The organism is Methanobrevibacter thaueri (genome assembly GCF_003111625.1).
GTDB classification, from domain to species: Archaea; Methanobacteriota; Methanobacteria; order Methanobacteriales; family Methanobacteriaceae; genus Methanocatella; species Methanocatella thaueri.
On sequence record NZ_MZGS01000019.1, the window covers coordinates 52,033 to 75,705 of the forward strand.

Annotated in this window: 28 protein-coding genes and 1 tRNA gene; 24 read left to right on the forward strand and 5 right to left on the reverse strand. The window is 38.8% G+C overall.

What is annotated here, in order from left to right; translation table 11 throughout:
• Positions 1-48: 48 nt before the first annotated feature.
• The 16 genes from MBBTH_RS04200 (at position 49) to MBBTH_RS04275 (ending at position 14,769) form a co-directional block, all read left to right on the forward strand.
• Positions 49-531, forward strand: a complete 483-nt coding sequence (locus MBBTH_RS04200; RefSeq protein ID WP_116591808.1) for a hypothetical protein — start codon at positions 49-51, stop codon at positions 529-531.
• Between the two features lie 170 nt (positions 532-701).
• Entirely contained in the window at positions 702-2,024 is a 1,323-nt protein-coding gene (aroA, locus tag MBBTH_RS04205; RefSeq protein ID WP_116591809.1) for a 3-phosphoshikimate 1-carboxyvinyltransferase, read from the forward strand.
• Positions 2,017-2,646, forward strand: coding sequence for an endonuclease III domain-containing protein (locus tag MBBTH_RS04210; protein ID WP_116591810.1), 630 nt, complete (start codon positions 2,017-2,019; stop codon positions 2,644-2,646). Before aroA ends, MBBTH_RS04210 begins: the two co-directional genes overlap by 8 nt.
• Positions 2,647-2,787: 141 nt before the next feature.
• Entirely contained in the window at positions 2,788-3,735 is a 948-nt protein-coding gene (gene cysK, locus MBBTH_RS04215; protein WP_116591811.1) for a cysteine synthase A, read from the forward strand.
• 60 nt (positions 3,736-3,795) lie between these two features.
• Positions 3,796-4,503: a serine O-acetyltransferase gene (cysE, locus tag MBBTH_RS04220; protein ID WP_116591812.1), complete on the forward strand. Its 708-nt coding sequence runs from the start codon at positions 3,796-3,798 to the stop codon at positions 4,501-4,503.
• A gap of 12 nt (positions 4,504-4,515) precedes the next feature.
• A complete protein-coding gene (locus tag MBBTH_RS04225; protein ID WP_116591813.1) occupies positions 4,516-4,896 on the forward strand; it encodes a transcriptional regulator in 381 nt (126 codons plus the stop codon).
• 71 nt (positions 4,897-4,967) lie between these two features.
• Positions 4,968-5,039: transfer RNA gene (locus MBBTH_RS04230), tRNA-Cys, on the forward strand.
• Between the two features lie 31 nt (positions 5,040-5,070).
• Positions 5,071-6,417, forward strand: coding sequence for a cysteine--tRNA ligase (gene cysS, locus MBBTH_RS04235; RefSeq protein WP_116591814.1), 1,347 nt, complete (start codon positions 5,071-5,073; stop codon positions 6,415-6,417).
• A gap of 210 nt (positions 6,418-6,627) precedes the next feature.
• A complete protein-coding gene (locus MBBTH_RS04240) occupies positions 6,628-7,923 on the forward strand; it encodes an O-acetylhomoserine aminocarboxypropyltransferase/cysteine synthase family protein (protein ID WP_116591815.1) in 1,296 nt (431 codons plus the stop codon).
• Between the two features lie 78 nt (positions 7,924-8,001).
• Positions 8,002-9,210 (forward strand): cysteine desulfurase NifS, encoded by a 1,209-nt coding sequence (nifS, locus tag MBBTH_RS04245; protein ID WP_116591816.1) that lies wholly within the window; start codon positions 8,002-8,004, stop codon positions 9,208-9,210.
• Positions 9,211-9,212: 2 nt separating this feature from the next.
• Positions 9,213-9,587: a Fe-S cluster assembly scaffold protein NifU gene (nifU, locus tag MBBTH_RS04250; RefSeq protein WP_116591817.1), complete on the forward strand. Its 375-nt coding sequence runs from the start codon at positions 9,213-9,215 to the stop codon at positions 9,585-9,587.
• 73 nt (positions 9,588-9,660) lie between these two features.
• Positions 9,661-10,026: a desulfoferrodoxin family protein gene (locus MBBTH_RS04255; protein WP_243409669.1), complete on the forward strand. Its 366-nt coding sequence runs from the start codon at positions 9,661-9,663 to the stop codon at positions 10,024-10,026.
• Between the two features lie 125 nt (positions 10,027-10,151).
• On the forward strand, positions 10,152-10,613 hold the full coding sequence (locus MBBTH_RS04260; protein WP_133241940.1) for a hypothetical protein: 462 nt from the start codon (positions 10,152-10,154) through the stop codon (positions 10,611-10,613).
• Between the two features lie 15 nt (positions 10,614-10,628).
• Entirely contained in the window at positions 10,629-12,890 is a 2,262-nt protein-coding gene (locus tag MBBTH_RS04265; RefSeq protein ID WP_116591820.1) for a DHH family phosphoesterase, read from the forward strand.
• A gap of 5 nt (positions 12,891-12,895) precedes the next feature.
• The gene (locus tag MBBTH_RS04270; protein ID WP_243409671.1) at positions 12,896-13,792 is read left to right on the forward strand and encodes a zinc ribbon domain-containing protein; all 897 of its coding nucleotides are present in this window, start codon (positions 12,896-12,898) and stop codon (positions 13,790-13,792) included.
• Positions 13,789-14,769, forward strand: coding sequence for a zinc ribbon domain-containing protein (locus MBBTH_RS04275; RefSeq protein WP_116591822.1), 981 nt, complete (start codon positions 13,789-13,791; stop codon positions 14,767-14,769). The genes MBBTH_RS04270 and MBBTH_RS04275 overlap by 4 nt, the downstream gene beginning before the upstream one ends.
• Here MBBTH_RS04275 and MBBTH_RS04280 read toward each other — a convergent pair whose 3' ends face one another.
• Positions 14,770-15,057, reverse strand: a complete 288-nt coding sequence (locus MBBTH_RS04280; RefSeq protein WP_116591823.1) for a winged helix-turn-helix domain-containing protein — start codon at positions 15,055-15,057, stop codon at positions 14,770-14,772.
• 134 nt (positions 15,058-15,191) lie between these two features.
• Between MBBTH_RS04280 and MBBTH_RS04285 the strand changes: the two genes are divergently transcribed.
• From MBBTH_RS04285 to rrp42, 8 genes are all read left to right on the forward strand, one after another.
• On the forward strand, positions 15,192-15,806 hold the full coding sequence (locus MBBTH_RS04285) for a zinc ribbon domain-containing protein (RefSeq protein WP_116591824.1): 615 nt from the start codon (positions 15,192-15,194) through the stop codon (positions 15,804-15,806).
• 72 nt (positions 15,807-15,878) lie between these two features.
• Complete coding sequence (gene rnp3 / locus MBBTH_RS04290) at positions 15,879-16,589, forward strand: ribonuclease P protein component 3 (protein WP_116591825.1); 711 nt, start codon at positions 15,879-15,881, stop codon at positions 16,587-16,589.
• Positions 16,579-16,935, forward strand: coding sequence for an Rpp14/Pop5 family protein (locus tag MBBTH_RS04295; RefSeq protein WP_116591851.1), 357 nt, complete (start codon positions 16,579-16,581; stop codon positions 16,933-16,935). Before rnp3 ends, MBBTH_RS04295 begins: the two co-directional genes overlap by 11 nt.
• A gap of 210 nt (positions 16,936-17,145) precedes the next feature.
• Positions 17,146-17,934 carry an archaeal proteasome endopeptidase complex subunit alpha gene (gene psmA, locus MBBTH_RS04300; RefSeq protein WP_116591826.1) on the forward strand — a complete coding sequence of 263 codons (789 nt, stop codon included), beginning with the start codon at positions 17,146-17,148 and terminating at the stop codon, positions 17,932-17,934.
• 36 nt (positions 17,935-17,970) lie between these two features.
• Positions 17,971-18,669: a ribosome assembly factor SBDS gene (locus tag MBBTH_RS04305; RefSeq protein ID WP_116591827.1), complete on the forward strand. Its 699-nt coding sequence runs from the start codon at positions 17,971-17,973 to the stop codon at positions 18,667-18,669.
• Positions 18,670-18,699: 30 nt separating this feature from the next.
• A complete protein-coding gene (rrp4, locus tag MBBTH_RS04310) occupies positions 18,700-19,626 on the forward strand; it encodes an exosome complex RNA-binding protein Rrp4 (protein WP_116591828.1) in 927 nt (308 codons plus the stop codon).
• 24 nt (positions 19,627-19,650) lie between these two features.
• A complete protein-coding gene (rrp41, locus tag MBBTH_RS04315; RefSeq protein ID WP_116591829.1) occupies positions 19,651-20,343 on the forward strand; it encodes an exosome complex exonuclease Rrp41 in 693 nt (230 codons plus the stop codon).
• Positions 20,344-20,355: 12 nt separating this feature from the next.
• The gene (gene rrp42 / locus MBBTH_RS04320) at positions 20,356-21,141 is read left to right on the forward strand and encodes an exosome complex protein Rrp42 (protein ID WP_116591830.1); all 786 of its coding nucleotides are present in this window, start codon (positions 20,356-20,358) and stop codon (positions 21,139-21,141) included.
• On the opposite strand, the gene MBBTH_RS04325 is transcribed toward rrp42, so the two are convergent.
• The 4 genes from MBBTH_RS04325 to MBBTH_RS04340 are packed head-to-tail and all read right to left on the reverse strand — an operon-like array spanning position 21,138 to position 23,673.
• Entirely contained in the window at positions 21,138-21,767 is a 630-nt protein-coding gene (locus MBBTH_RS04325) for a molybdenum cofactor guanylyltransferase (protein ID WP_116591831.1), read from the reverse strand. The two genes, rrp42 and MBBTH_RS04325, sit on opposite strands and share 4 nt — an antisense overlap.
• Positions 21,768-21,785: 18 nt before the next feature.
• Entirely contained in the window at positions 21,786-22,544 is a 759-nt protein-coding gene (locus MBBTH_RS04330; protein ID WP_116591832.1) for a hypothetical protein, read from the reverse strand.
• A 16-nt stretch (positions 22,545-22,560) separates the two neighbouring features.
• Positions 22,561-23,124: a precorrin-6Y C5,15-methyltransferase (decarboxylating) subunit CbiT gene (gene cbiT / locus MBBTH_RS04335; RefSeq protein WP_116591833.1), complete on the reverse strand. Its 564-nt coding sequence runs from the start codon at positions 23,122-23,124 to the stop codon at positions 22,561-22,563.
• Positions 23,125-23,673, reverse strand: a complete 549-nt coding sequence (locus MBBTH_RS04340; protein WP_116591834.1) for a UbiX family flavin prenyltransferase — start codon at positions 23,671-23,673, stop codon at positions 23,125-23,127.

Sequence of the window (23,673 nt, forward strand, 5' to 3'; positions counted from 1 at the left end):
TTAAATAAATGTAAAAGTTTAATTACATCGATTCATATAGATTTTCACATGAACGTAAAATATTTTTTAATCATTGGTTTGGTTGTGGGAATGATGGCCTTAACTCCATTGTCCGCAGCCGATGAGGACTATGGCATATTGGATGCAATGGATATCACTCCATTTGACGCAGATACAAATGTGACTATCGATGGAATTGATTTCAATGTTCCTAAAGGTTATGGTGAACAGAAAGACCTCACAAAGGATAATGATTCCTATGATTTGGGATTCGGCGAAGTTACATTAAGCAATTATCAATACCTAAATGAGGATGGCGATTTGCTTAACATTCAGGTAATGTCCGTCAAGGATAAAAACTTCACTGATGATCAAATAACTCCTGAAGATGGGGAAGTTAAAAAGACCATCAACGGCAGGGAAGGATTCTACAGTGAAAATGATGGTGTTGCCATGTTCAGATATGCTCAAGATGGGAAAAGCATTCTGGTCGCCGGGGAATCTGACGTTGTTTCCAATGTGATTATCTGATTAATGCAAGAATAAATGAAATTCACTTCATTAATTCTTTTTCTTTTTTTTATTTTTCAAAACTCTTTTCAAAAGTTTCCAAAAAATTATATTAATAATACAAAATAAACCTTAATATAGAAAAAATTGAGGGAAAATCGATAAGAATATTGTCTTTTCGATATGATAAAATGAAGCTTAAGGTTAAAAATATTTCAAAAATAGGCGGGGTTGTCAAGGCACCGCCATCAAAAAGTTATTCACATAGGGCGGTTATTCTGGCCAGTTTGGCTAATGGAACATCTAAACTCTATGATATGTTATATTCAGAAGACACATTATCATCAATTAGGGTATGCAAGGCTTTAGGTGCAAAGATAAAGAAAACTGATGATTACTTGGAAGTCGTTGGAACCGGAGGTAAACTGCATAATTCCTCTGAAGAACCGATAGACTTGGCAAATTCCGGAACTACATTAAGGTTAATGACCAGCATTTCCGCCTTAAGTGACAATGAGGTCATATTGACCGGAGACGAATCCCTGCAGACCCGTCCAATGGGACTTCTTATGGACGCATTGATGCCTTTGGGGATTGAAACCGAATCACTTAATGATAATGATAAGGCACCAATCCTAATTAAACCGGGATATGTCGGCGGTGAAACCAACATCTACGGCAATGTCAGTTCACAGTACATTTCATCAATCATAATATCTTCACCGTTGTCCGATAAGGGCGTTACTTTATATGTGTTGCCCGAATTCAAGTCAAAGCCTTATGTAAACATGACATTGGATATCATGAAAAAATTCGGCGTGAAATCCTTAAGGGGATATTATTTAAAGCATGAGTCCTGCGACAAGGAGCATCAAAGCTGTCGCATTGATGAGTTTAAGGTTAAAAAGCAGGATTATGTTGCCTGCGATTATACTGTTGAGGGAGATTATTCCTCAGCATCTTATCTTTTGGCGTTAATAGCCATTAACGGTGGAAAGGCCAAGATCAAAAATCTGTTCAGGGATTCCAAGCAAGGCGATAAATATATTTTGGACATCCTGCAAAAGATGGGTGCCACAATTATCCGTGGGGAGGATTATGTCGAAATAGCCTCCAATGGTGATTTGAAAGCCATTGACGTCAACCTGTCAAATGCGCCAGATTTACTGATTACCGTTGCGGTTCTGGCTGCAATGGCTGAAGGCACAACCCACATCACTGGTGTTGCCCATGCGAGAGTTAAGGAAACCGACAGAATCGATACGACCTGCCGTGAATTGGAGAAACTGGGCTGTAAGCTAGTTGAACATGAAGATGGAATGAGCATTACAGGAGGCGTAAGCTCCGGTGTTGTCGATTCACATGGAGACCACAGACTGGCCATGGCATTCAGTCTAATAGGCCTTAAGCATGACATTGAAATCACAAACGGCGAAGTCTTTGACGTGTCATTCCCGAATTTCATTGAGTCAATGGCAGAATTAGGATTTGAATTGGAGTTAGAAAATGAATAAGGAAGAGCGTGTAATCAAGTTGATTGAAGAGTTGGAAAGTGTGTTTACCATCAGGACATTCTTGGACCATGATCCATATAAGGTTTTAATCAGGACCATTTTATCCCAAAGAACCCGTGATGAGAACACAGACCAGGCCACCAATAATTTATTCAGCAAATATCCTGACATTTATGCCGTTGTCGACGCTCCGATTGATGACGTTAAGGAATTGATTAGGCCTGCGGGCTTTTATAATGTTAAGGCTGCCCGCATTCAGGAGGTTTCACAGATTCTGATTGACCAGTATGGGGGAGAGGTTCCTGATACCGTTGAGGAAATGGTCAAACTGCCTGGAGTTGGCCGTAAGACCGCAAACTGCGTAATGGTTTTTGCTTTTGAGCTTCCTGCAATTCCTGTTGACACTCATGTTCACAGAATCTCAAATCGTTTGGGTCTGGTGGATACCAAGAATCCGGAAGATACTGAGGTGGAATTGTGCAAGATTGCTCCTGAGGAACTGTGGATTAAATTGAACGACTTGATGGTTCAGTTTGGTCAAAACATCTGCAAACCGATTGGCCCTCAGTGTGAGATTTGTCCATGCACTGACATTTGCGATTACTTTAACGACAATATCTAATTATTTTTTTAGTCATACCAAAACATTTATAAAGTAAAACAATGTTATATAACAATAGTTATTATAACGAATGTTATATTAACTTTTAAAGTAACCCTTTTAATATGCCTAAAATATAATTAATTAGTAGGAGAAAAAATCATGGCAAATATTCCAAAATTGAAAAGAGGAGTGCTTGACAGCATAACAGATGCTATCGGAAACACTCCAATCGTAAGATTAAACAATTTAACTAAAGACTTAGAAGCAGAAGTAGATGTAAAGATAGAATCATTCAACCCAACCGGTAGTGTAAAGGACAGGGTTGCAGTTGCAATGATTGAAGATGCGGAAGAAAAAGGATTGCTCAAGGAAGGTTCAACAATCATCGAACCTACCAGCGGAAACACAGGTATTGGACTTGCATTCGCAGCGGCCGCAAAAGGCTACAAGTTAATCCTAACCATGCCTGAAACCATGTCCATTGAAAGGAGAAAATTCCTAAGCGTTTTAGGAGCAGAATTGGTATTGACTCCTGGTGCTGATGGAATGGGCGGAGCTATTGCAAAGGCAAATGAACTCAATGAGGAAACTCCTGATTCCATTATCTTAGGTCAATTCGACAACCCTGCAAACGTTAAAATCCACGCAGAAACCACCGCTCAGGAAATCCTAAGGGATACCGAAGGCAAAGTTGACATTGTAATTGGCGGTGTCGGTACCGGTGGAACAATCACTGGAATCGGTAAGGTATTGAAAGAGGAGGTTCCTGGCGTTAAGATTGTTGCAGTCGAACCGAAAGATTCACAGACCTTAGGAAAAGGTGAAAAAGGACCTCACAAGATCCAAGGTATTGGTGCAGGATTTGTTCCTTCAATCTATGATGCAGATGTGATTGACGAGATTGTTCCCGTTGCAAATGAAGATGCTGGAAAAACTTTACTTGCCCTTGCTCGTGAAGAAGGTATATTTTCAGGCATATCCTCTGGAGCAGCAACTTGGGCTGCTTTGGATTTAGCTAAAAAAGAAGAAAATAAAGGTAAAAGAATAATAGCCATCTTACCTGATAACGGTGAGAGATATCTCTCTGTAGACTGGTTATTTGAATAAGAATAATTATATATACCATATGTTATAATATTTTAATTGTAAACTTTAGAGGTATATCAGATGTTGCAAAATTTAAGGGATGAAATTAAAGCAATCAAACAGAAAGATCCTGCTGCTCGCTCTACATTAGAGATTTTTTTATGCTACCCAGGATTTTACGCTTTATTATTCCATAGAGTCAGTCATTGGCTATGGAATCATTCTTTAAAACTTTTGGCCCGTATGAATTCCAATTTAGCAAGATTTCTTACAGGAATTGAGATTCACCCCGGAGCAACATTTGGTAAAAGAGTATTTATCGACCATGGAATGGGAGTTGTTGTTGGAGAAACAGCAATTGTTGGCGATGACGTATTGCTCTATCAGGGAGTAATCCTTGGAGGAACCAGTACTGAAAAGACCAAAAGGCACCCGACCCTTGAAAGGGGAGTGATTGTTGGTGCCGGTGCTAAGGTAATGGGTAACATCACAATTGGAGAGTACTCTAAAATAGGTACCGGAGCCGTTGTGTTGAAGGACGTTCCTCCGGAGTCAACCTGTGTAGGCGTTCCTGGACGCATTGTAAAATGTAGGGGCGTTCCTCACAAGGAAGTTGACCTTGACCACAATAAACTTCCAGACCCTGTCGCTGATGCAATCAGAACTATTGAGCAACACCTCAAAGAGAATGATGAGCGTTTCAAAATATTATTCGATAAGCATGAGATTTGCTTTACTGAGGATATTAGGGACGAACAAGAAGATTTAGAGGATTTGTTTAAAAAATAGAAGGGATATTTTATGAAACCACCTTGTGAAATCGTAGTATGGTATGTGATACCCGCTATTAGATCAGAATTGGCAAAGGAACTTTTAAATTTAGGAATGAGGCAGAAAGATGTTTCTGAACTGATGGACATTACTCAACCTGCCGTTTCCCAATACATCACTGATAAACGTGGAAGTGGAATCAAGCTTGATGATAATGTTAGACAAATGATAAAGGACTTTGCTCAAGAATTAGCAGATGGAAGAGCTACAAAAGCACAACTGATAGGAAGGACATGTGCTATATGCAAACATGTTGAAACAGCAGATGTTTTAGAACAACTCAACATCGACAAATCCGACCTTGGTGAGGATTGTCAATCTTGTTTAGGTTCTGAAGCCAGTAATTGCTAAAAATATTGGAAAATATAGTAAAGTATTTAAACTATTACTTACCAATATTTTAATATCCTATATATATTGATGGCAAGTTTACCGAGTGGCTTAGGTGTGTGGCTGCAGACCATAATACGGGGGTTCAAATCCCTCACTTGCCTTTTTAATTACTTTTTTTCGAGGTTTATTCTTATGGAAATTTATTCAACTTTAACTCGTAGTAAAGAGGATTTTGAAACTATTAATGAAAATAGAGTTAACTTATTTGTATGTGGTCCTACCGTTTACGATGACGCACATATAGGACATGGAAGAACATACATCTCTTTTGATACAATAAAAAGATACTTGGAATACAAAGGATATGCAGTATTCTACATTCAAAACGTAACCGACATTGATGACAAGATTATTAACCGCTCAAAGGAAAGCGGAATTCCATCCGATGTCTTGGCACGCAGATTTGAGAAAAGGTACCGTGAAGACATGGAAAAATTGCATGTGAATGGCGTGAACCTGTTTGCAAGGGCAACAGACCACATGCCTGAAATCATAGATCAAATCCAAAGGCTGATTGACAAGGGATTTGCTTATGAAACCGAGGATGGAGTTTATTTTGAAATCGATACCTTTGACGAATTCGGTAAGCTATCCAACAGGAATGTTGAAGAGCTTGAATCCCATCGTGAAATAGCCGAAACCACAAAGAAAAACCAGCAGGATTTCGCTTTATGGAAAAAACGTGAAGGTGTGGATGAACCTACCTGGCCGTCCCCATGGGGAGACGGAAGGCCTGGATGGCACATTGAAGATACTGCAATCACTGAATTCTACTTTGGAGAGCAATATGATGTCCACGGTGGAGGTTTAGATTTAATATTCCCTCACCATGAGGCTGAAATCACACAGATGGAAGCGGTTTCAGGAAAATCCCCAATGGTAAGGTACTGGTTGCACACAGGATTCCTGAATGTTAATGGGGAAAAGATGTCCAAGTCTTTGCATAACTTCATTACAATCCGCGAATTGCTTGAAAGCTATGAGCCTGATACCTTCAGGTTCTTTGTATTGTCAACCCATTACAGAAGCCCTATTGACTTTTCAAAGGATTCACTTCACCAATCCGAAAGAAGCTTGGATAGAATCAGAAAATACTATGGGCTATTGGATGTTGAAGTGGGATATGACGATTATGAATGTGATGCATTAAAACCTCACATGGAAGAGTTCTTCGCCAGTATGGATGATGATTTCAACACTCCAAAGGCCATTGCGGCAATATTTGGATTGATCAACGACACCAAAAATGATCTTGACGCTTTCAGTGAGTCTGATAAGATTGCAATCAAGGCATTTCTGGATGATGCTGCTCACATTTTGGGAGTCAGCTTCGAGACTGAAGAGGTCAATGCTGGATCTGATGACTTGCTTAACCTGATTTCAGAGGTAAGGGCTGAACTCAGAGCCAACAAGCAATATGACTTATCAGATAAAATCCGTGATAACCTACAGGCTTTAGGTTATGAAATAAACGACTAAGAGAATTATTATCTCTTCTTTTTTTTAATTTTTTTCTCAAATATCAAAATCTTTATATACTAAAATAACATATGTTATATTATATAACATAAGTTATAACTATTTTTTTAGGTTTTCCAAAACATTTATATATTAAAAATAACTATTGTTATATAGTAAATATAACACGTGATATATTTTACTGAAATTCAAAAATTAAGGTGATAATAAATGACAAATAAAGATTATGGATTAGCAACTTTAGGTGTACGTGCAGGACAAACTCCAGACCCCGCAACTGGGGCTCAAGCGGTTCCGATTTATCAGACAACTTCATATGTATTTAAAGACTCAGATGAGGCTGCAAGAAGATTCGCCCTTCAAGAATTTGGACAGATTTACTCCAGATTAACTAACCCTACCAGTGATGTATTTGAAGCAAGAATTGCTGCTATCGAAGGCGGTAATTCAGGTCTTTCAACATCAAGTGGTCTTGCAGCAATTTCATATGCAATATTGAATGTAACCGAACCTGGAGACAACATCGTATCAGCGGACAACCTCTACGGAGGAACATACCAACTGTTCAACTACACCTTCAAGGATCTCGCAAGGGATGTCAAGTTCGTCAACTCACAGGACTTGCAGGCTTTTGAAGATGCAATCGATGAAAAGACAAAGGCAATATATGTTGAATCAATCGGAAACCCAAAATTGGACGTGCCTGACTTTGAAGCATTGGCTGAAATCGCACACTCACACGACATTCCATTGATTGTTGACAACACCGTTGGTGTAGGACTCGTCAGACCATTGGAACATGGTGCAGACGTCATTGCGGCATCAGCAACCAAATATGTCGGAGGACACGGTACTGCAGTTGGAGGATACATTGTAGATTCCGGTAAATTCAACTGGGGCAACGGCAAGTTCGCAAACTTCACAAAAGCAGATCCAAGTTACCATGGATTGGTGTTCTGGGACGCATTTGGAGATGTTCCTGAACTTGGAAATATCGCATTTACCGTAAGGGCAAGAGCAAGACTCTTAAGGGACTTAGGCGCAACCCAAGCTCCTGTGCACAGTTTCATATTCCTACAAGGACTTGAAAGCCTTGACGTTAGAGTAAAAAGACACTCTGAAAACGCTTTAAAAGTTGCACAATTCCTTGAAGCTCACCCTAAAGTCAAATGGGTAAACTATCCTGGTTTGGAATCCCATCCAACATACGAAATCAACAAGAAATACTTGAAGGACAATTTTGCCGGAATCCTTGGTTTCGGTGTTGAAGGAGGAGAGGAAGCAGGACGTAAAGTGATTGAAAAACTGGAATTATTCTCAATACTTGCTAACATCGGGGATGCAAAAAGTCTCGCTATCCACCCTGCAAGTACTACACATCAACAATTGACTCCTGAAGAGCAGGAAGCAACCGGTGTAACACCTGACTTCATCAGACTTTCCATCGGTTTGGAGGATGTCAATGATTTGATTGATGATTTAAGTCAAGCACTTGACAGCATCTGAGTAAGGTAACCCTTTACTCACTTAAAATTTATAAACTCAAAAATTTACAATAAAAAAAAGACAATTGGGAGATAAAGAATGTATTTGGATAACTCAGCAACCACACAAGTTAGTGAGGAAGTTTTTGAAGAAATGAAACCATATTTCACTGAAGAGTTTGGAAACCCTTCAACTCTTTATAAAATTGGTCGTGAATCAAAAAAAGCATTAGATCAAGCTCGTCAAAGAGTGGCTGATGCAATCAATGCAAAGCCTGAAGAGATCATATTTACAGGCGGAGGTTCAGAGTCTGATAATTTGGCAATAAAAGGAATAGCCTTCAAATTCCTTAACCAAGGCAAACATATAATCACAACAGAATTTGAACACCCTGCCGTTAAAGAAACTTTAGCATACCTGGAATCACTTGATTTTAAGGTTACCTACCTTCCAGTTTATGAAAACGGTATAATCAAAGTCGAGGACTTAAAAGAGGCGATTACTGATGATACAATCCTCATTACCATCATGCATGGTAACAACGAAATCGGTACAATCCAGCCTATTGAAGAGATAGGTGAAATCGCCCGTGAAAAAGGCATCATATTCCACACAGATGCGGTGCAGACCTTCGGTAAAATTGAGGTGGATGTTGAGAAACTTAATGTGAATTTACTTTCTTTGTCTTCTCATAAGATCAATGGTCCAAAAGGTGTTGGAGCATTATACATCAAAAAGGGAACTCGCGTAATACCATTGATTCATGGTGGAGGTCAGGAAAGAGGAATCAGGGCCGGAACCGAAAATGTTGCCGGAATCGTCGGATTCGGAAAGGCATGCGAACTGGCCAGCGAACAACTCGAGGAACACCATGAAAAATTATCCGCAATCAGGGATGAGCTGATTGAAAAGGTATTGGGCACAATTCCAGAATCCTATGTGAACGGTGATATGGAACAAAGGCTCCCGAACCTTGTTAACTTCAGATTCAAAGCGATTGAAGGAGAATCATTAATTCTTCTATTGGATGCCCAAGGATATCAGGCATCAACAGGTTCTGCATGTTCCTCAAACAAGCTCGAGGCATCACCTGTGCTCACAGCATTAGGCCTTGACCCGGTTGATGTTCACGGATCACTGAGGATTTCCCTCGCTCCTGAAAGCGATGCTTTTGATGTTGATGAATTTGTAGAGACTTTGGCAGGGGCCGTTTCAAGACTTAGGGAAATGTCTCCTTTATGGAATCAGGATTTAGATTATGATGGCGTTATGTGCGCAAAACACAGAGATAACTGTAGGATGTGTTAATTATGGATTATTCAGAAAAGGTAATGGATCACTTTGCAAACCCTAGAAACTGTAGAAAAATGGAAGATGCAAATGGAGTTGGAACAGTAGGAAACCCTACCTGTGGAGATTTGATGACAATTTACATTAAAGTAAACGATGATGATGTCATCGAGGACATTTCATTCCAAACATTCGGTTGCGGGGCAGCAATCGCTACAAGCAGCATGATTACTGAGATTGCAGTTGGAAAAACCGTGGAAGAGGCTTTAAAAATCTCCAGAAATGACGTTGCTGAAGAATTGGACGGTCTTCCACCAGTCAAGATGCACTGTTCAAACCTTGCGGCCGACGGCCTTCAGGCAGCAATTGAAAACTATAGGGAAAACAATCAATAGGAATAAAAACAATCAATAATAATATATACCTTGTTAGATAAATTATCTTTAACTTAATAAGGAGATGTTTATTATGGCAAAAATATTAAAATGTGATGATTGCGCAAGCATCATTCAAGTTTTAGCAGAAGGCGACGAAAAAGTATGTTCAGACCACATGTTTGAATTCCCACTTCAAACCGAAGGAGAAAAAGCTCCTAAGCACAAACCAGTTGTTGAAATCGATGGTGACAAAGTAACCGTTAAAGTCGGTGAAGCAGCTCACCCAATGGATGATGACCATTACATCCAATTTGTCATTGTTGAAGCTGGTAATGAACAATACGCAAAATGCTTTGCACCTGGAGATGTTGCAGAAGCAACCTTTACTGTAAACTCCGCTGATGATGTTAAAGCATTAGCATTCTGTAATTTACACGGACTCTGGTCCAGCGAATAAGTTTAAAATACTAATTTTAAACTTTCTTTTTTTCTTTATTTTTTTCATGACAAATTTTAATAACATCCTAATATATAATTTAATACGTGTCTAGTTATATCAAATTAATAATTTTTATTGTAGTTTTGCTCATAATTTCAGCGTCCATTGTCTTTATTGACAGCTCTATGGACAATATCAATCAATCAATGCCTTCAATCAGCGAGGGCATTGTCCAGGGAGACAAGGATTACAATGAATCCGTTGAATTGTTGAACAGCAGGTATTTTAATGATGCCAATGATAAGGCAATATCTGCCGGAGATAACTATAACAATAGTTTAAAAAAGCTAAATGATATTAAAGACAAGTTTAACAAGGATTTAAATGAAGTTCACAAGGATTATATTGATGCAGCCATCAATGAATTGGAATTGAAGCTTAAGGCCGTTGATGAGCTTAAGGAATCAATATATTATTTGCAGAATTATTATAATTACACCGGATCGACCCATGGGACTCAGGCCAATGAGTTAATGTATGATGCAGTGGAGTATCAAAATCAAAGGAATGGCATTGTCCAGGAGAATCCGGATTTATTCAATTAGTGAGAGGTTTTTAAATTGAAAACAAAATGCCCAAAATGTAAAGGAATAGGTTCCGTTGTAGTGGACTATAAGGAATGTGATGCCTGTGGGGGAACAGGCTTTGAAGATGATGCTTTTGATATAGGGAACCATTTTAAAGGTATTAACAGTAGAGCACGTGACAAATTTGACCTTGGAGGTGAAGAAGACATTCCATGTGAGGCATGCAATGGAAAAGGTCAGGTTGAAGTGTTTGAGGAATGTCCTCAATGTCATGGATCAGGCCAAATAAATGTCTGTAGGGATTGTGGCAAACTGCTCGATGAGAGGTATGACATTTGCCATGAGTGCGGCGAGAAGAGAAAGGCTGAAAAGGCAAGGCATGAGGAATTTGAAGCCAAAAGAAAAGCTGCCCGTGACGTTTATGTTTTAGATGCGATTTGCAATATGCGTGATGTTGACAAGGATAAGTTGTACAAGGGTAAGATTACCAGAATCGAGAGATACGGCGCTTTTGTTAGCTTGAACAACAATGTTTGGGGACTTATGAGAGGAGATGTCTCAGAATATAATGTGGGTGAAGAGGTAATCGTATTCATAACATCCATCAAGTCAAGAGAAGGAAAAATAGATTTTGCACCTGCTTACGTTGATTCATATAACCTTAAAAGATTAACCAAATCAATTCCAAGGACCCTGATAGGCAACCTTGATGAAAACAAGGGTAAGATGGTTAGAATCGATGGTGAAGTTCAGCAGATTCAACAGACCTCAGGTCCGACAATTTTCATAATCAGCGATGAAACTGCAACCACTGAAATAGCCGCTTTCGACAAGGCGGGCGAGAGGTCCTATCCTGAAATTGAGTTGGGCGATGCGGTTCAGGTCATCGGTGAGGTCAACGAACACGGCGGAAAAACACAGATTGAGTCATCTTCAATGATAAAACTTGATGCCGAAAGCACACAACAATTACATAAGTTAATTGACGAGGCATTAAACAGGAAAGCAAAACCTAAAGATGTCGATTTCTTGGTCAAAAGTGACGTTTTAAACAGACTTAGACCTAAGATGTATGAGGCCGCCCAAAGGATAAGAAGGGCAATACTTGATGGAAGGACAATATTGCTCAGACACCATAACGATGCTGACGGTATCGTTTCAGGGGTTGCAATGGAAAAGGCTATAGTTCCATTGATACAGGAAATAAACCCAAGCAATGATGCCGAATACTATTACTTCAAAAGGTCACCGAGTAAGGCTCCATTCTATGAGCTCGAGGATGTTGTGAAGGACCTGTCATTTGCGCTGGAAGACCAGGAAAGGCACGGTCAGAAACTTCCGTTGATAGTGTTATTGGATAACGGATCTACAGAAGAGGATATTGTCGCACTGATGCAGGCTAAAATATATGATATAGAAGTTATCGTAATAGACCACCACTCTCCGGGAGACCTAATCACCAAGGACGAGCGTGATGGGGAGATTTACGGAGCGACAGTGGCTGTGGATGAGTATGTTGACTGTCATGTGAACCCGTATCTTGTAGGTGGAGACTCACAACTGACAGCGGGATGCCTTGCAACAGAGGTGGCACACATCATCAATCCCGACGTGAAAAGACTGATTCAGCACCTTCCAGCCATTGCTGCATTGGGGGACCGTTCCGAATGCGGTGAGGTATACCAATACCTAAAATTGGCGGCCGTGAAAGGCTATTCACAAGAACATTTGGCGAAAGTGGCTGAATGTGTTGACTTTGAAGCTTATTTCCTAAGATTTATGAACGGTAGAGGAATCATGGATACCATTCTGGCAGTGGACAATATAGATAAGCATAAAAAAATGATTGAAGCCCTATACAAGGAATATCAAAAGAGAATTGACACTCAACTGAGAGCTGCCCTGCCAAACATTAAAAGGACACAACTTGAAAATGGAATCTACTTCAACTTATTGGATGTGGAGAAATTTGCACACAAGTTCACATTCCCTGCACCCGGAAAGACCTGCGGATTTGTGCATGACCATGTGATTAAGGAATTGGGAGAGGACAAGCCGATTGTTACATTGGGTCATGGACCTGATTTCGGTGTGTTCAGGGCAACAGATGCCGTTAACGAACAGTATGGATTCAATGTCAATGACATTGTTGCAAAAATGATTGAAAAGGTTCCTCAAGCAGGTGTGGACGGCGGAGGCCACGAATGTGCAGGCTCAATTAAATATATCGAAGGGCTTGGCCAGGAAGTCCTGTATAAGGTTGTAGAGGAAATTCAATCACTATCTAAAAAATGATAAAAATGCGTTCAGGGAATTATTGTAAAGTTTGCGGGCACAGAATATTGCCCAATGAACCGTACTGCACTGGATGTGGGGCTAAAACAGGTTTCGATGCGAGCGATATCGATTGTGTTTTAACACCACCAATCCACAATATCGGTTTTTTTAATTTTCAAATTGATTTTTCACCATATATCATCACAAAAAACGATTTCAAATATGAAATTTGCTCTTGCGGGTATCTAAATGACAAAAACAATGAATTCTGTTACATGTGCGGTGCCAAAAGGTCCGAAAGCAAGTTGGCAAAGATTCTAAAGAGAAAATCAAAGCCGAAATTCTCTGTTGACAATGTGTTGTGCGAATGCGGTGCCGTCAATTCAAAGGAGAACGTCTACTGTGAAATGTGCGGCAAGCAGCTGAAGGAAGATACGATCAATTCAAATGACAATTACAGCAATTTCAACCTGCAGTTTAAAAACTCAATTTTCTGCTTTTGCGGTGAGGAAAATGAAAAGTTCGCACAGTTCTGCCGTAACTGCGGATTGCCGTTAAGCAATTATGGTGCTTTAAACGACATGGCGATATTATGCACATGCTCAACCCTTAATGAAGTCACATCAGACTACTGCATAGGATGCGGCAACAATCTTAAAAGAGAGGACAGGAAGATAGTTTGCGTATGCGGCCACAGGAATTCCCCAAACTTAAGGTTCTGTGAGAATTGCGAAAGGCCATTGAATCCTCAAAGGAACATCAAAACAAGGATAGTCTGTTCCTGTGGAGAGATTCTTGATTGGGATAGTGATTTTTGTCCAAATTGCGGGAAAAATGTTAAATTAACAATAACTCGTAGAAATTCAGTTGATTCGGCTGTCAAAAGTCTTAAGAATATGTTCAGGCAGGGATTGAAATGAAGACATGCGATGTTTGTGGAACAAGGAATTTCAAGGAAAACAATTACTGTACACATTGCGGCAACAAGTTAATCATGGAGCACATATGTCCTGTCTGCGGTGAGATCAACATTGATGCCGCCACACATTGCGTCAAGTGCAACAACCAGTTGAATCCAATAAGCATTGATGATTTTGATATACTCTTCAATGACTTCAATCAGAACCTGTTGGCAAATGCAAATGTTGATGATTCAGAATACCTTGAATTGCTGTCAAATATCTTTGTCCGTGCCGATTACATCGACATTTGGGGTGAAACAACCAAAAATAAGATACTGAACCTTGCAAGCATATTCACGGAATGCAAACCTAAATCCAGAGGCTATGAGAGAGGGTTCATATTCCTTGGAACCTGCATCTTTTATGAGGACAGGTTGGCGGATTCAGTTCAGATAGCCACAATCATACATGAATTGGCCCATTACTTTTTGTTTAATATAATCGAGAGTTTATTATGCGATATCCTAAAGGTCAAGCCTTCATCAGTCATTCAAAGTTTTGTGTGGTATTTCCTAATGTTTCCGGAGTTTAAGATCATGAGCGAATACTGTGCCCACACCGTTGAGGGAAGATTCATTCCATACGGCTATCAGAATTACGGATCGTTCAACAGCCTGGTTGAAAATTGCGGTTTTGATGAGGAATCACTTCAAACTATGATTAAGTTGGGAAATTCATTTGCAAATGAGATAATCGTCTATCTGGAAAAGTATATTGACGATGATTTGAGAAACGAGATAAAGCTGCAATATCGCAAGGACTTGACTCCTCCAACAAACGAATCAATATTATCTGAAACTGATGATTGCTTCAGCATAACTCTAAAAAATAAGCTTTTAATTTCAATGTTGGGTGATGTTTTAAAAGAAGTTTCAAATGATAAAGGTGCCCGAAAAGAATTAGAAAGTATTAAAGATGGAATAGAATTAAGTTAGCTATTCTTTGTTTTCTTTTTCTTTAATAGTTTCCAATACATCTTTACCAGTATCGGTTAATCTGTATAATCTTCCTTTACGAGCTTCTTCGTTTATACATTCAACTATTTCTTTACTTTTCAATTCGCTTAGAACTTTTGAAATATGATTTGTTCTAATTCCACTGTCTTTTGCGATGTTAGTTGGTATCTTAACTTCGTCCCCAATGGATTTCAATGTCTTTTCTCTATATTTTGATATTTGAACATAGGAAGTTAATTTCAAAAGCTCATCACTTCTGTCGACCATGATATGTTATTATATTTCTTATATTATAAATGTTTTATAACATGGTATAATTATTTTAAACACCTTTTTAATTACTTTTTATAAATCCTTAAATTTATTATATAAGTTGTGTAAAATATATTATTATTGATAACATGAAATGCAGTAAATGTGGTTTTGAAAATAAGGACAAGGCAAAATTCTGCACAAAGTGTGGAAACCCATTAGCCGTAGAAAGTCCCCAGCAGAATGTTGCAAGTTCCAATAACTCAAAATATATCATAATTGCTTTAATTGCAATTATTATTGTTTTGGCTGGTGTTTTTGGATATTTTGCAATGAGCAATGGTCAGGATTCTGTTCAAAGCAATGACGCTTCACAGGAAAATGCCTCACAGCAAGCCGAATCAGCAGATGATTCTGCAAAAACTACAACAACATCCTCAAAACAGACTTCAGAAGTTGCAGACGAGAAATCGTGGGAGTCCATTGGTAGTTATTCAGGTTCAGGTTCCGGTTCTCAAACCATTAGCGTTCCTGAAGGTAAGATAATGGTTAAACTATCCGCATACCCTATCAAGAATTATGCAACAAACCACTTGTACGTGACCGGTTCAAACGGTCAGTCCGGTGGAGTGGATTGGGGTTCAAAAAGCGCTGTTGAGACAAGATCCGACTCATTCACATACACTTCCAGTTCTGAAGAGACATTCGTAATAGATTATTATGAAACCGTCAACTGGGAAGTAGAATTCTTTAGATATCAATAGTGATTGTTTTCAATCACTTTATTTTCTTTTTTTAGATAAGTTATTAATATATTAAACAATAAAGTAATTACTATGTTTTTTGATTTGAATGTTAAAGGGGATAGCTTAGGAAACAATGTCAAAATAGCTATTCAGGCTTCCGATTATGGATGGGAGCATATTAATTTTTCATATAATCAAAATGATTTTAAAAATGCGTTGACATTGAGGGATGAGCTGAATGACTCCCTTGACGGAATAATTGATTTTGATTTCACTTTGGAGATTAAATCAACCAACGTCAACGAGATTAGAAAGCATGTCAATAATTTTAGAAGTAGGGCATCATGCATAAGCGTCATAGGCGGGGATTTGAAGGTCAACCGTGCCGTTTTGGAAAACATCAAGATCGATGTGCTTTCAAGGCCTTATCTCAATAGGTTTGATTCAGGCATCAATCAGGTTCTTGCCAAGGAGGCCGTAAGAAACAATGTGGCCATAGAATTGTGTTTCAAGGATGTCCTGAGGACCTATCTCTCTCCAAGGGCCAAGGTGATTTCCAATTTCCGTGATATTTTCGCATTATATAGGAAATTTGATTTTCCGTTAATATTATCCTCAAGGGCCGAAAGCGTCTTTGACATCAGGACAACCCATGATTTCTGTGAAGTATTCAAGCAAGTGGGTCTGGATGAAGACGATATCGCCAGGTCATTCGACACCGCAGGAGCAATTCTTGAATATAATGGGGATCGTGAGAATCTTATTTTTAATGGTGTCAGGAGGGTTGATGATGAAGCTTAAGGTCTTGCCGCCTACATTAAGGAAGAACAATCGTTATCTGACTTTGGACATCAAGATTGCCTCTGAAATCGGTAAGGACGATTTGGTCAACATCATATGGGATGCATGCATCCGCTTTAAGGGGGAGTGCGGCACATCCAATTATAACCTGTGGGTTATGAAATTCTATGAGATGGACCAGACAGAGGAATATCACCATTACAAGGCCATTGTAAGATGCCAGAGGGATTTTGTCGGTGAGGTAAGGTCATCCATTGCCCTTGCAACCAAGTACAATTCCAACGATTTGGCGATTTCAACTATCGGTCTCTCAGGCACCATCAAGGGGTCACAGAAATATATTTAATTACTTTTTGTAAGTTTAAAATAGAAAACTTTATAAATAAATATATTAATAAATATCAATTGGATTTATGGAAAAAGAAATAAAAAACAATTTTAATTTTCTATATGTTAGGAATTAAAATTAAAAATTTGCCTTTTCACGGAGATTTGGTTTTATTTTTTTATGTAGTCGAATTAAATTTAATATTTATAAAAAATATGAGGTATTAATATGCAACCTTTACAAAGTGCAGGATATGACAGGGCTATTACTGTCTTTAGCCCAGATGGAAGACTTTTCCAAGTAGAATATGCAAGAGAAGCTGTTAAAAGAGGAACTACATCAATCGGTGTAAAAAGTTCAGAAGGAATTGTTTTAGCTGTAGACAAAAGAACAACTTCAAAATTGGTTGAAGCATCATCTATCGAAAAGATATTCAAAATAGATGAACATATCGGTGCGGCTACTTCTGGTCTTGTAGCAGATGCAAGGGCATTAGTAGAAAGAGCAAGAGTTGAAGCACAGATTAATAAAATCACTTACAGCGAACCAATCCGCGTAACCAGCTTGTCTAAAAAATTATGTGACATGTTACAGTTATACACCCAAAATGGTGGAGTAAGGCCATTCGGTTCTGCTTTAATCATTGGTGGAGTATACAACGGAAAATGCAAACTATTCGAAACCGACCCAAGTGGAGCCCTAATCGAATACAAGGCAACCGCAATCGGTTCTGGAAGAAACGCTGCAATGGATATTTTCGAAGAAAAATACCAGGATGACATGACATTGGATGAAGCAATTGAATTGGCTTTGACCGCAATCAATGAAGCAACTGACCATGAAACCACATCCAACAACGTTGAAATTGCAGTTATTAAAATTGAAGACGAAAAATACGTAAAACTTCCTCAAGACAAAGTACAGGAATACATTGATGCAGTACTTGCAGAAAAAGAAGAGGAAGAAGCAGAAGAAGTTGAAGAATCCGAAGATGATTCTGAAGAAAGCGAAGAATAATCATTATTCTTAAATTACAAGTTAGGGGATGCTTTGATGGTAAATGTTGATGAAGCTATTATTGCTAAATACGAATACATGGGTGAACACTTTGAAATATTGGTTGACCCTGATTTAGCGGCAGATTATCGTAATCCTGATGGCCCAGATGTTGCCATCGAGGATCTTTTAGCTGTTGAAGAAATTTTCAAAGACTCCAAAAAAGGAGACAAGGCTTCCGAAGAAGCCATGAACAAGATTTTTGAAACTACCGATCCTATCGAAGTTTCTAAAATAATCCTTGAAAAGGGTACTGTTCAATTGACTGCCGACCAGAAAAGGAAGATGCAGGAGGATAAAAGAAAACTGGTTATCAATAAGATATCCAGGGAAGCGATAAATCCTCAAAACGGACTACCTCACCCTGTCCAAAGAATTGAAAACGCATGTGAGGAGGCAAAAGTCAAGTTTGACCCATTCACTTCAGTTGACCAACAGGTCCAGACAGCCCTAAAGGCAATCAAGCCATTGATTCCAATCAGGTTTGAAAAGGTGAAAGTCGCTGTCAGGCTCCCTGGCTCTGCAGCTGGAAGTGCATATAATGTCATTCATGGTTTTGGAGAAATCATAAATGAAGAATGGCAACAGGACGGGTCATGGATTGCAGTCATTGAAATGCCTGGTGGTCTTCAGAACAATTTCGCCGCAAAAATGGCTGAAATTTCAAGTGGAGAAGCGGAAACTAGAACTATTTAGTTAATAAAATTTCATATTTATGGGATTATTATGATATACGTGGAAAATAAAGATTTAGTTATTCCAGGTCAAATATTGGCCGATGACGAATACTATTCAGGAAGAGGTACCTTCAAAGAAAATGGTAAAGTCTGCTCTTCTTTAATGGGACGCGTTTCTTTAAGGAATAAGAAACTTAGAGTTATTCCTTTAAAAAGCAAATACGTGCCTAAAAAAGGAGATGTTGTTATAGGTAAAATCAACGATGTCAGATTCTCCATGTGGGAAGTGGACATTAACTCACCTTACTCAGGAATTTTACCTGCTTTTGAAGTGTTTGGTCGTGAGAAAAAAGAGCTCAACAAAGTTTATGATGTTGGGGATGTGCTATTTTTAAGAGTCGTCGACGTTGATGAAATCAAGAAGGCGAAACTCGGTTTAAAAGGTAGAGGAATGGGTAAATTCAAAGGAGGAATCATTGTAGATATTGCTCCAACTAAAGTTCCTAGATTAATCGGTAAAAAAGGTTCTATGATCAACATGATTAAGGATAAGACCAATTGTAAAATTGTCGTTGGTCAAAACGGTCTCGTTTGGGTAAAAGGAGACGAAGACATGGAACAGCTTACCCGTGAAGTTATTAAATTAATTGAGGAAGAGGCTCATACTTCTGGTTTAACAAACAAAATCAAAAACAAATTATACCTAGCAATTGACGGTGAATTGCCACCTGAAGAAGTAGAGGAATCTGAAGAAAGCGAAGAGGAAGAATTTGTTTTAGAAAAACCAAAACTCCAAAACTTCAAAGAAGAATTGGAACAAGAAGAAAGAGAAGAAGAGGAAGCAAAAAAAGAAATGAATGACAAACCAGATATTGGTGAAGTTATAGAAGAATTCAAAAGGAAAAACAAAAGCAAAGATAATTCCTTATCTTTAAGTGATAACTCTAATAATTCTTTTATATTAAATAATAAATGATTTCATAGTGTGAGAGGTTGAAATATGTCAGATTTAATAAGAGATGATGGTAGGAAATTTGATGAATTACGTCCTATTAAGATTGAAGCAGGTGTTCTTGAACGAGCAGACGGTTCAGCTTACTTGGAAGTTGGTGGAAATAAAATCCTAGTAGCTGTTTACGGTCCTAGAGAATCCTATATTAGAAGATTGCTTGAGCCAAACACTGGTGTAATCAGATGCAGATACAATATGGCTCCATTTTCAGTAGATGACAGGAAAAGACCAGGTCCTGACAGAAGATCTTCTGAAATTTCAAAAATTACTGCTGATGCTTTAAGACCAGCATTAATGTTGGAAAATTATCCTCGTTCAATGATTGATATTTATATAGAAGTAATAGAAGCTGAAGGGGGAACCCGTTGTGCAGGAATCACCGCCGCTTCTGTTGCATTAGTCGATGCAGGTGTGCCTATGAAAGATATTGTTGTAGGTTGCGCTGCAGGTAAAGTTTATGATGAAATCGTCCTTGATTTATCTGAAAAAGAAGATAAAGAAGGTCAAGCTGATGTTCCAATAGCTATGATGCCAAGAACCGGTGAAATCACATTATTACAAAGTGACGGTAACTTAACCGAAGAAGAGTTTGCAAAAGCAATTGACTTAGCTATGGAAGGATGTCGTAAAGTAAACGAACTCCAAAAAGAAGCTTTAATGAAAAAATATGCTATAGAATAAGTGGGTGGAAATATGGAGATAGTACCAGAAATTACAAAAAGAAGTATTAAAAACCTTGTCAACAATGATAAAAGAGAAGATGGCAGGGCACTTGACGAATATAGGGATATTTCTATTGAAACTAATGTTATTTCTAAAGCTGAAGGTTCCGCTCGTGTAAAACTCGGAGGAACTCAAGTTATTGTAGGTATTAAACCACAACTTGGAAGCCCATTCCCAGACACTCCTGACTTAGGAGTTTTAATGACCAATTGTGAAATGTTACCAATGGCTGATCCTAACTTTGAACCAGGACCACCAAGTGATGATTCAATAGAACTCGCACGTGTAGTTGACAGAGGAATTCGTGAAAGCGAATTAGTGGAATTGGACAAGCTATGCGTTGAAGAAGGAAAACACGTTTGGATGTTATTCATCGATTTACACATTATCGATAACTGCGGAAACCTTTTCGATGCATGTGAATTAGCTGTTATGGCTGCTTTGAAAACCACTAAATTGCCTGTTGCAACTATTGAAGATGAAGAAGTTGTCCTTAGTGAAGAAGAAACCTTCGACTTACCGATCAACAATGAATTGGCATTATGTACCTTCGTTAAAATTGGTGACAAGATGGTTATCGACCCAACATTGACTGAAGAGAAAGTTGCTAGCGCTCGCTTAAACGTCGGTGTTACAAAAGACGGTCACATCTGTTCCATGCAAAAAGGTGGAAAAGAACCATTGACTAAAGACGATATTCTTTTCGCTGTCAACATGGCAGTAACAAAAACAAAAGAGTTAATAGAACATCTTTAAATGTCCGTTGGACGATTAAGATTTCTAAATTCTTTTTTTTCTATTTTTTTATTATCTATCAAAACAAATTTCGCATCTATTTTTTCTATGAGTCCCTTGATGTGCAGGACATCCCCTTCAATCAGACTTTCAATTTCGGGAATGATGTTTCTGCTGTAAATGGAATGAAGCGGCTCTGATGTCTTTAACCTGTCTTCATCATCATGGTATGGGACAATTGCCTGATAGTCTGTGTCAATTTCATTAAAAATAGTGTTTATATAGTTTTTGGAAACATATGGGCTGTCACAAGGCAACACCAATGCATAGTCGCTTTTGATTTCGCCAAGCCCTGTCATGATTCCTGGCATCGGACCCTTATCTTTTATCTTGTCCTCGACAAATGAAAGGTCAAATGAATAGTCATCGGGATTGATGAATCCGCAATATCTGTCAATCCTTTCCTTGTCATTTAAAACAATGATGGCTTCGGTTATTTGATGGTTTAGAGTAGAAAGAATGTGTTTGATCATGGGTTTATCCTGAATAATCATAGAACCCTTATCCTGACCCATTCTGCTACTTTTACCTCCACATAAAATAATGCAAGATTTAATATTTTCACCATTTTCATAATCGTTACTCATATTAAATCATCTCCAAACCTATTTCACATATACGTCTGCGTCTGCATCAAACGGATTGGTACGGACAATCAATGCAATCATGTATGGGTAATGTTTATTCAGGTATTTCAAGTAGTAAACCCATTCATATACCAATTTTCCGTATACCCTTTGCATGTCTCCATTCAGATGGCCGAAATCGGCATCCTGAACCAATGCCAAATCCTTTCTGTGCTCGAGCTCCTCATCAAGGTGAAGAATCGCAGTGATGAGACCTGTGAACTCTTCCTTTTCAAGCAGGTTAGGGTTTGTCATAAGGTTAATGATGAATTCCCTTTTGCTTGCAAGGAAAACTCTCAGGTTTTCTAAAAACTCTTCGCGTTCCTCTTTAGGAACATCCGCTTGAAAATCAATTGAGGCGCTTTTCAATTCAGCTAATTTTGCGTCGTAGTCCTTGTCATCCCAATTCTTGATTAATTTCAAATTCTCGGTATTTGCAGTGTACTTGTTCACGCTGCTTAACTGGCTAATCAGGTCATTTCCAACTTCAGAGAAGAATGTGCTCATAAGCATATCCAATTTCTCAAGCATGGCTTCCTTTTCCTTTTTCTCGATAATCTCATCAAGAAGGAATGCAACAAGAAGTATGTCTACCGGAATGAAACCCAAGTGGGTCCAGACATAGGATATGATATGCTCCGCATCCCCTAGGACAAGGTAGTTGGATCCATAAATGATTATGATTAATAAGACCATCACTATGGAAAATTTCACTTTCCAACTTAATCGTTTACTCATTTTTTAATCTCCAATTCTATCTTTTTTGGGCAGTCATGATGGCTATCGGGTTTTCGCTGATCATAAGGATTCCACGGTCCAAAACTCTTCCGTTTGAAACGTTGACTTCCATTATTTGAGGGTTATAACCTAAGCTCTTGAGCTTGTTTATCGCTTCGACCTTTGTGTCAACCAGAATGGCCGTAATGATTATTCTGCCTTTGGAATTTAGTTTTTCATGAACAATGTCAAGGATATTTTCGAGCTGTCTGCCGCTGCCCCCTACAATGGCAATGTCGATGCCGTCAATATCCTTAAGGGCATTTGCCCCGTCATCATTGATTAGTTTAACATTATCTCCGAGTCCAAATTTTTCAAGGTTTTTTGAAGTTATCTCGATTGCTTCCGGATTGGTGTCAATGGAAATCACTTCCCCTGCCCTTTTTGCAAATTCGCAGGTTATTCCACCTGTCCCGCATCCGCAATCAACCACCTTATCGGTTGGACTTACATCGGATTTGTATAGAATTATCGCTCTTATGGCTTCCTTTGTAGGTCCTGGAACATCACAGGATTTGATGAAATCCGTATCTTTAAACATTTACTCCCACCTTTTAAATAAATTGTTTTCGATTTTCAGAGAGTCCAGGATTTTACCGACTATGAAATTGACCTGGTCGTCAACGCTGTCATGTGTTGAGTAAAAGCCAGGCATTGCAGGCAAAATTATGGCTCCCTCTTGTGATAATGTAAGCATGTTTTGTAAGTGAGCGCTTCTGAGTGGAGTTTCACGAGGAACAATTACTGTAGGTCTGCGTTCCTTCAGACTCACATCGGCAACTCTGGTTATTGTATTCGCACCATAGCCATGGGCTATTGATGACAATGTCTTCATTGAGCATGGCACGATGGCCAGTGCATCCGCCTTGAATGATCCGCTGTTGATGGAGGCGGTCAAATCGTTGAAATCATAGTATGTGTCCGCTATATTGATTACATCCTCGACTGTGTAGTCGGTTTCTGACTCTATCACAATCTTTGCGGCGTCACTGATGACCAAACTGCTTTCAATTTCCAGTTCTTTCAATGCTTCAAGGAGTCTTATTCCATATATCACTCCACTTGCTCCTGTAATTCCAACAACAATCAT

Excerpts from the sequence above, each read along its gene's own strand:
- MBBTH_RS04200 (WP_116591808.1), top strand. The coding sequence starts at position 49 with ATGAACGTAAAATATTTTTTAATCATTGGTTTGGTTGTGGGAATGATG.
- aroA (WP_116591809.1), top strand. The coding sequence starts at position 702 with ATGAAGCTTAAGGTTAAAAATATTTCAAAAATAGGCGGGGTTGTCAAG.
- MBBTH_RS04210 (WP_116591810.1), top strand. The coding sequence starts at position 2,017 with ATGAATAAGGAAGAGCGTGTAATCAAGTTGATTGAAGAGTTGGAAAGT.
- cysK (WP_116591811.1), top strand. The coding sequence starts at position 2,788 with ATGGCAAATATTCCAAAATTGAAAAGAGGAGTGCTTGACAGCATAACA.
- cysE (WP_116591812.1), top strand. The coding sequence starts at position 3,796 with ATGTTGCAAAATTTAAGGGATGAAATTAAAGCAATCAAACAGAAAGAT.
- MBBTH_RS04225 (WP_116591813.1), top strand. The coding sequence starts at position 4,516 with ATGAAACCACCTTGTGAAATCGTAGTATGGTATGTGATACCCGCTATT.
- cysS (WP_116591814.1), top strand. The coding sequence starts at position 5,071 with ATGGAAATTTATTCAACTTTAACTCGTAGTAAAGAGGATTTTGAAACT.
- MBBTH_RS04240 (WP_116591815.1), top strand. The coding sequence starts at position 6,628 with ATGACAAATAAAGATTATGGATTAGCAACTTTAGGTGTACGTGCAGGA.
- nifS (WP_116591816.1), top strand. The coding sequence starts at position 8,002 with ATGTATTTGGATAACTCAGCAACCACACAAGTTAGTGAGGAAGTTTTT.
- nifU (WP_116591817.1), top strand. The coding sequence starts at position 9,213 with ATGGATTATTCAGAAAAGGTAATGGATCACTTTGCAAACCCTAGAAAC.
- MBBTH_RS04255 (WP_243409669.1), top strand. The coding sequence starts at position 9,661 with ATGGCAAAAATATTAAAATGTGATGATTGCGCAAGCATCATTCAAGTT.
- MBBTH_RS04270 (WP_243409671.1), top strand. The coding sequence starts at position 12,896 with ATGCGTTCAGGGAATTATTGTAAAGTTTGCGGGCACAGAATATTGCCC.
- MBBTH_RS04275 (WP_116591822.1), top strand. The coding sequence starts at position 13,789 with ATGAAGACATGCGATGTTTGTGGAACAAGGAATTTCAAGGAAAACAAT.
- MBBTH_RS04280 (WP_116591823.1), bottom strand. The coding sequence starts at position 15,057 with ATGGTCGACAGAAGTGATGAGCTTTTGAAATTAACTTCCTATGTTCAA.
- MBBTH_RS04285 (WP_116591824.1), top strand. The coding sequence starts at position 15,192 with ATGAAATGCAGTAAATGTGGTTTTGAAAATAAGGACAAGGCAAAATTC.
- rnp3 (WP_116591825.1), top strand. The coding sequence starts at position 15,879 with ATGTTTTTTGATTTGAATGTTAAAGGGGATAGCTTAGGAAACAATGTC.
- MBBTH_RS04295 (WP_116591851.1), top strand. The coding sequence starts at position 16,579 with ATGAAGCTTAAGGTCTTGCCGCCTACATTAAGGAAGAACAATCGTTAT.
- psmA (WP_116591826.1), top strand. The coding sequence starts at position 17,146 with ATGCAACCTTTACAAAGTGCAGGATATGACAGGGCTATTACTGTCTTT.
- MBBTH_RS04305 (WP_116591827.1), top strand. The coding sequence starts at position 17,971 with ATGGTAAATGTTGATGAAGCTATTATTGCTAAATACGAATACATGGGT.
- rrp4 (WP_116591828.1), top strand. The coding sequence starts at position 18,700 with ATGATATACGTGGAAAATAAAGATTTAGTTATTCCAGGTCAAATATTG.
- rrp41 (WP_116591829.1), top strand. The coding sequence starts at position 19,651 with ATGTCAGATTTAATAAGAGATGATGGTAGGAAATTTGATGAATTACGT.
- rrp42 (WP_116591830.1), top strand. The coding sequence starts at position 20,356 with ATGGAGATAGTACCAGAAATTACAAAAAGAAGTATTAAAAACCTTGTC.
- MBBTH_RS04325 (WP_116591831.1), bottom strand. The coding sequence starts at position 21,767 with ATGAGTAACGATTATGAAAATGGTGAAAATATTAAATCTTGCATTATT.
- MBBTH_RS04330 (WP_116591832.1), bottom strand. The coding sequence starts at position 22,544 with ATGAGTAAACGATTAAGTTGGAAAGTGAAATTTTCCATAGTGATGGTC.
- cbiT (WP_116591833.1), bottom strand. The coding sequence starts at position 23,124 with ATGTTTAAAGATACGGATTTCATCAAATCCTGTGATGTTCCAGGACCT.
- MBBTH_RS04340 (WP_116591834.1), bottom strand. The coding sequence starts at position 23,673 with ATGATTGTTGTTGGAATTACAGGAGCAAGTGGAGTGATATATGGAATA.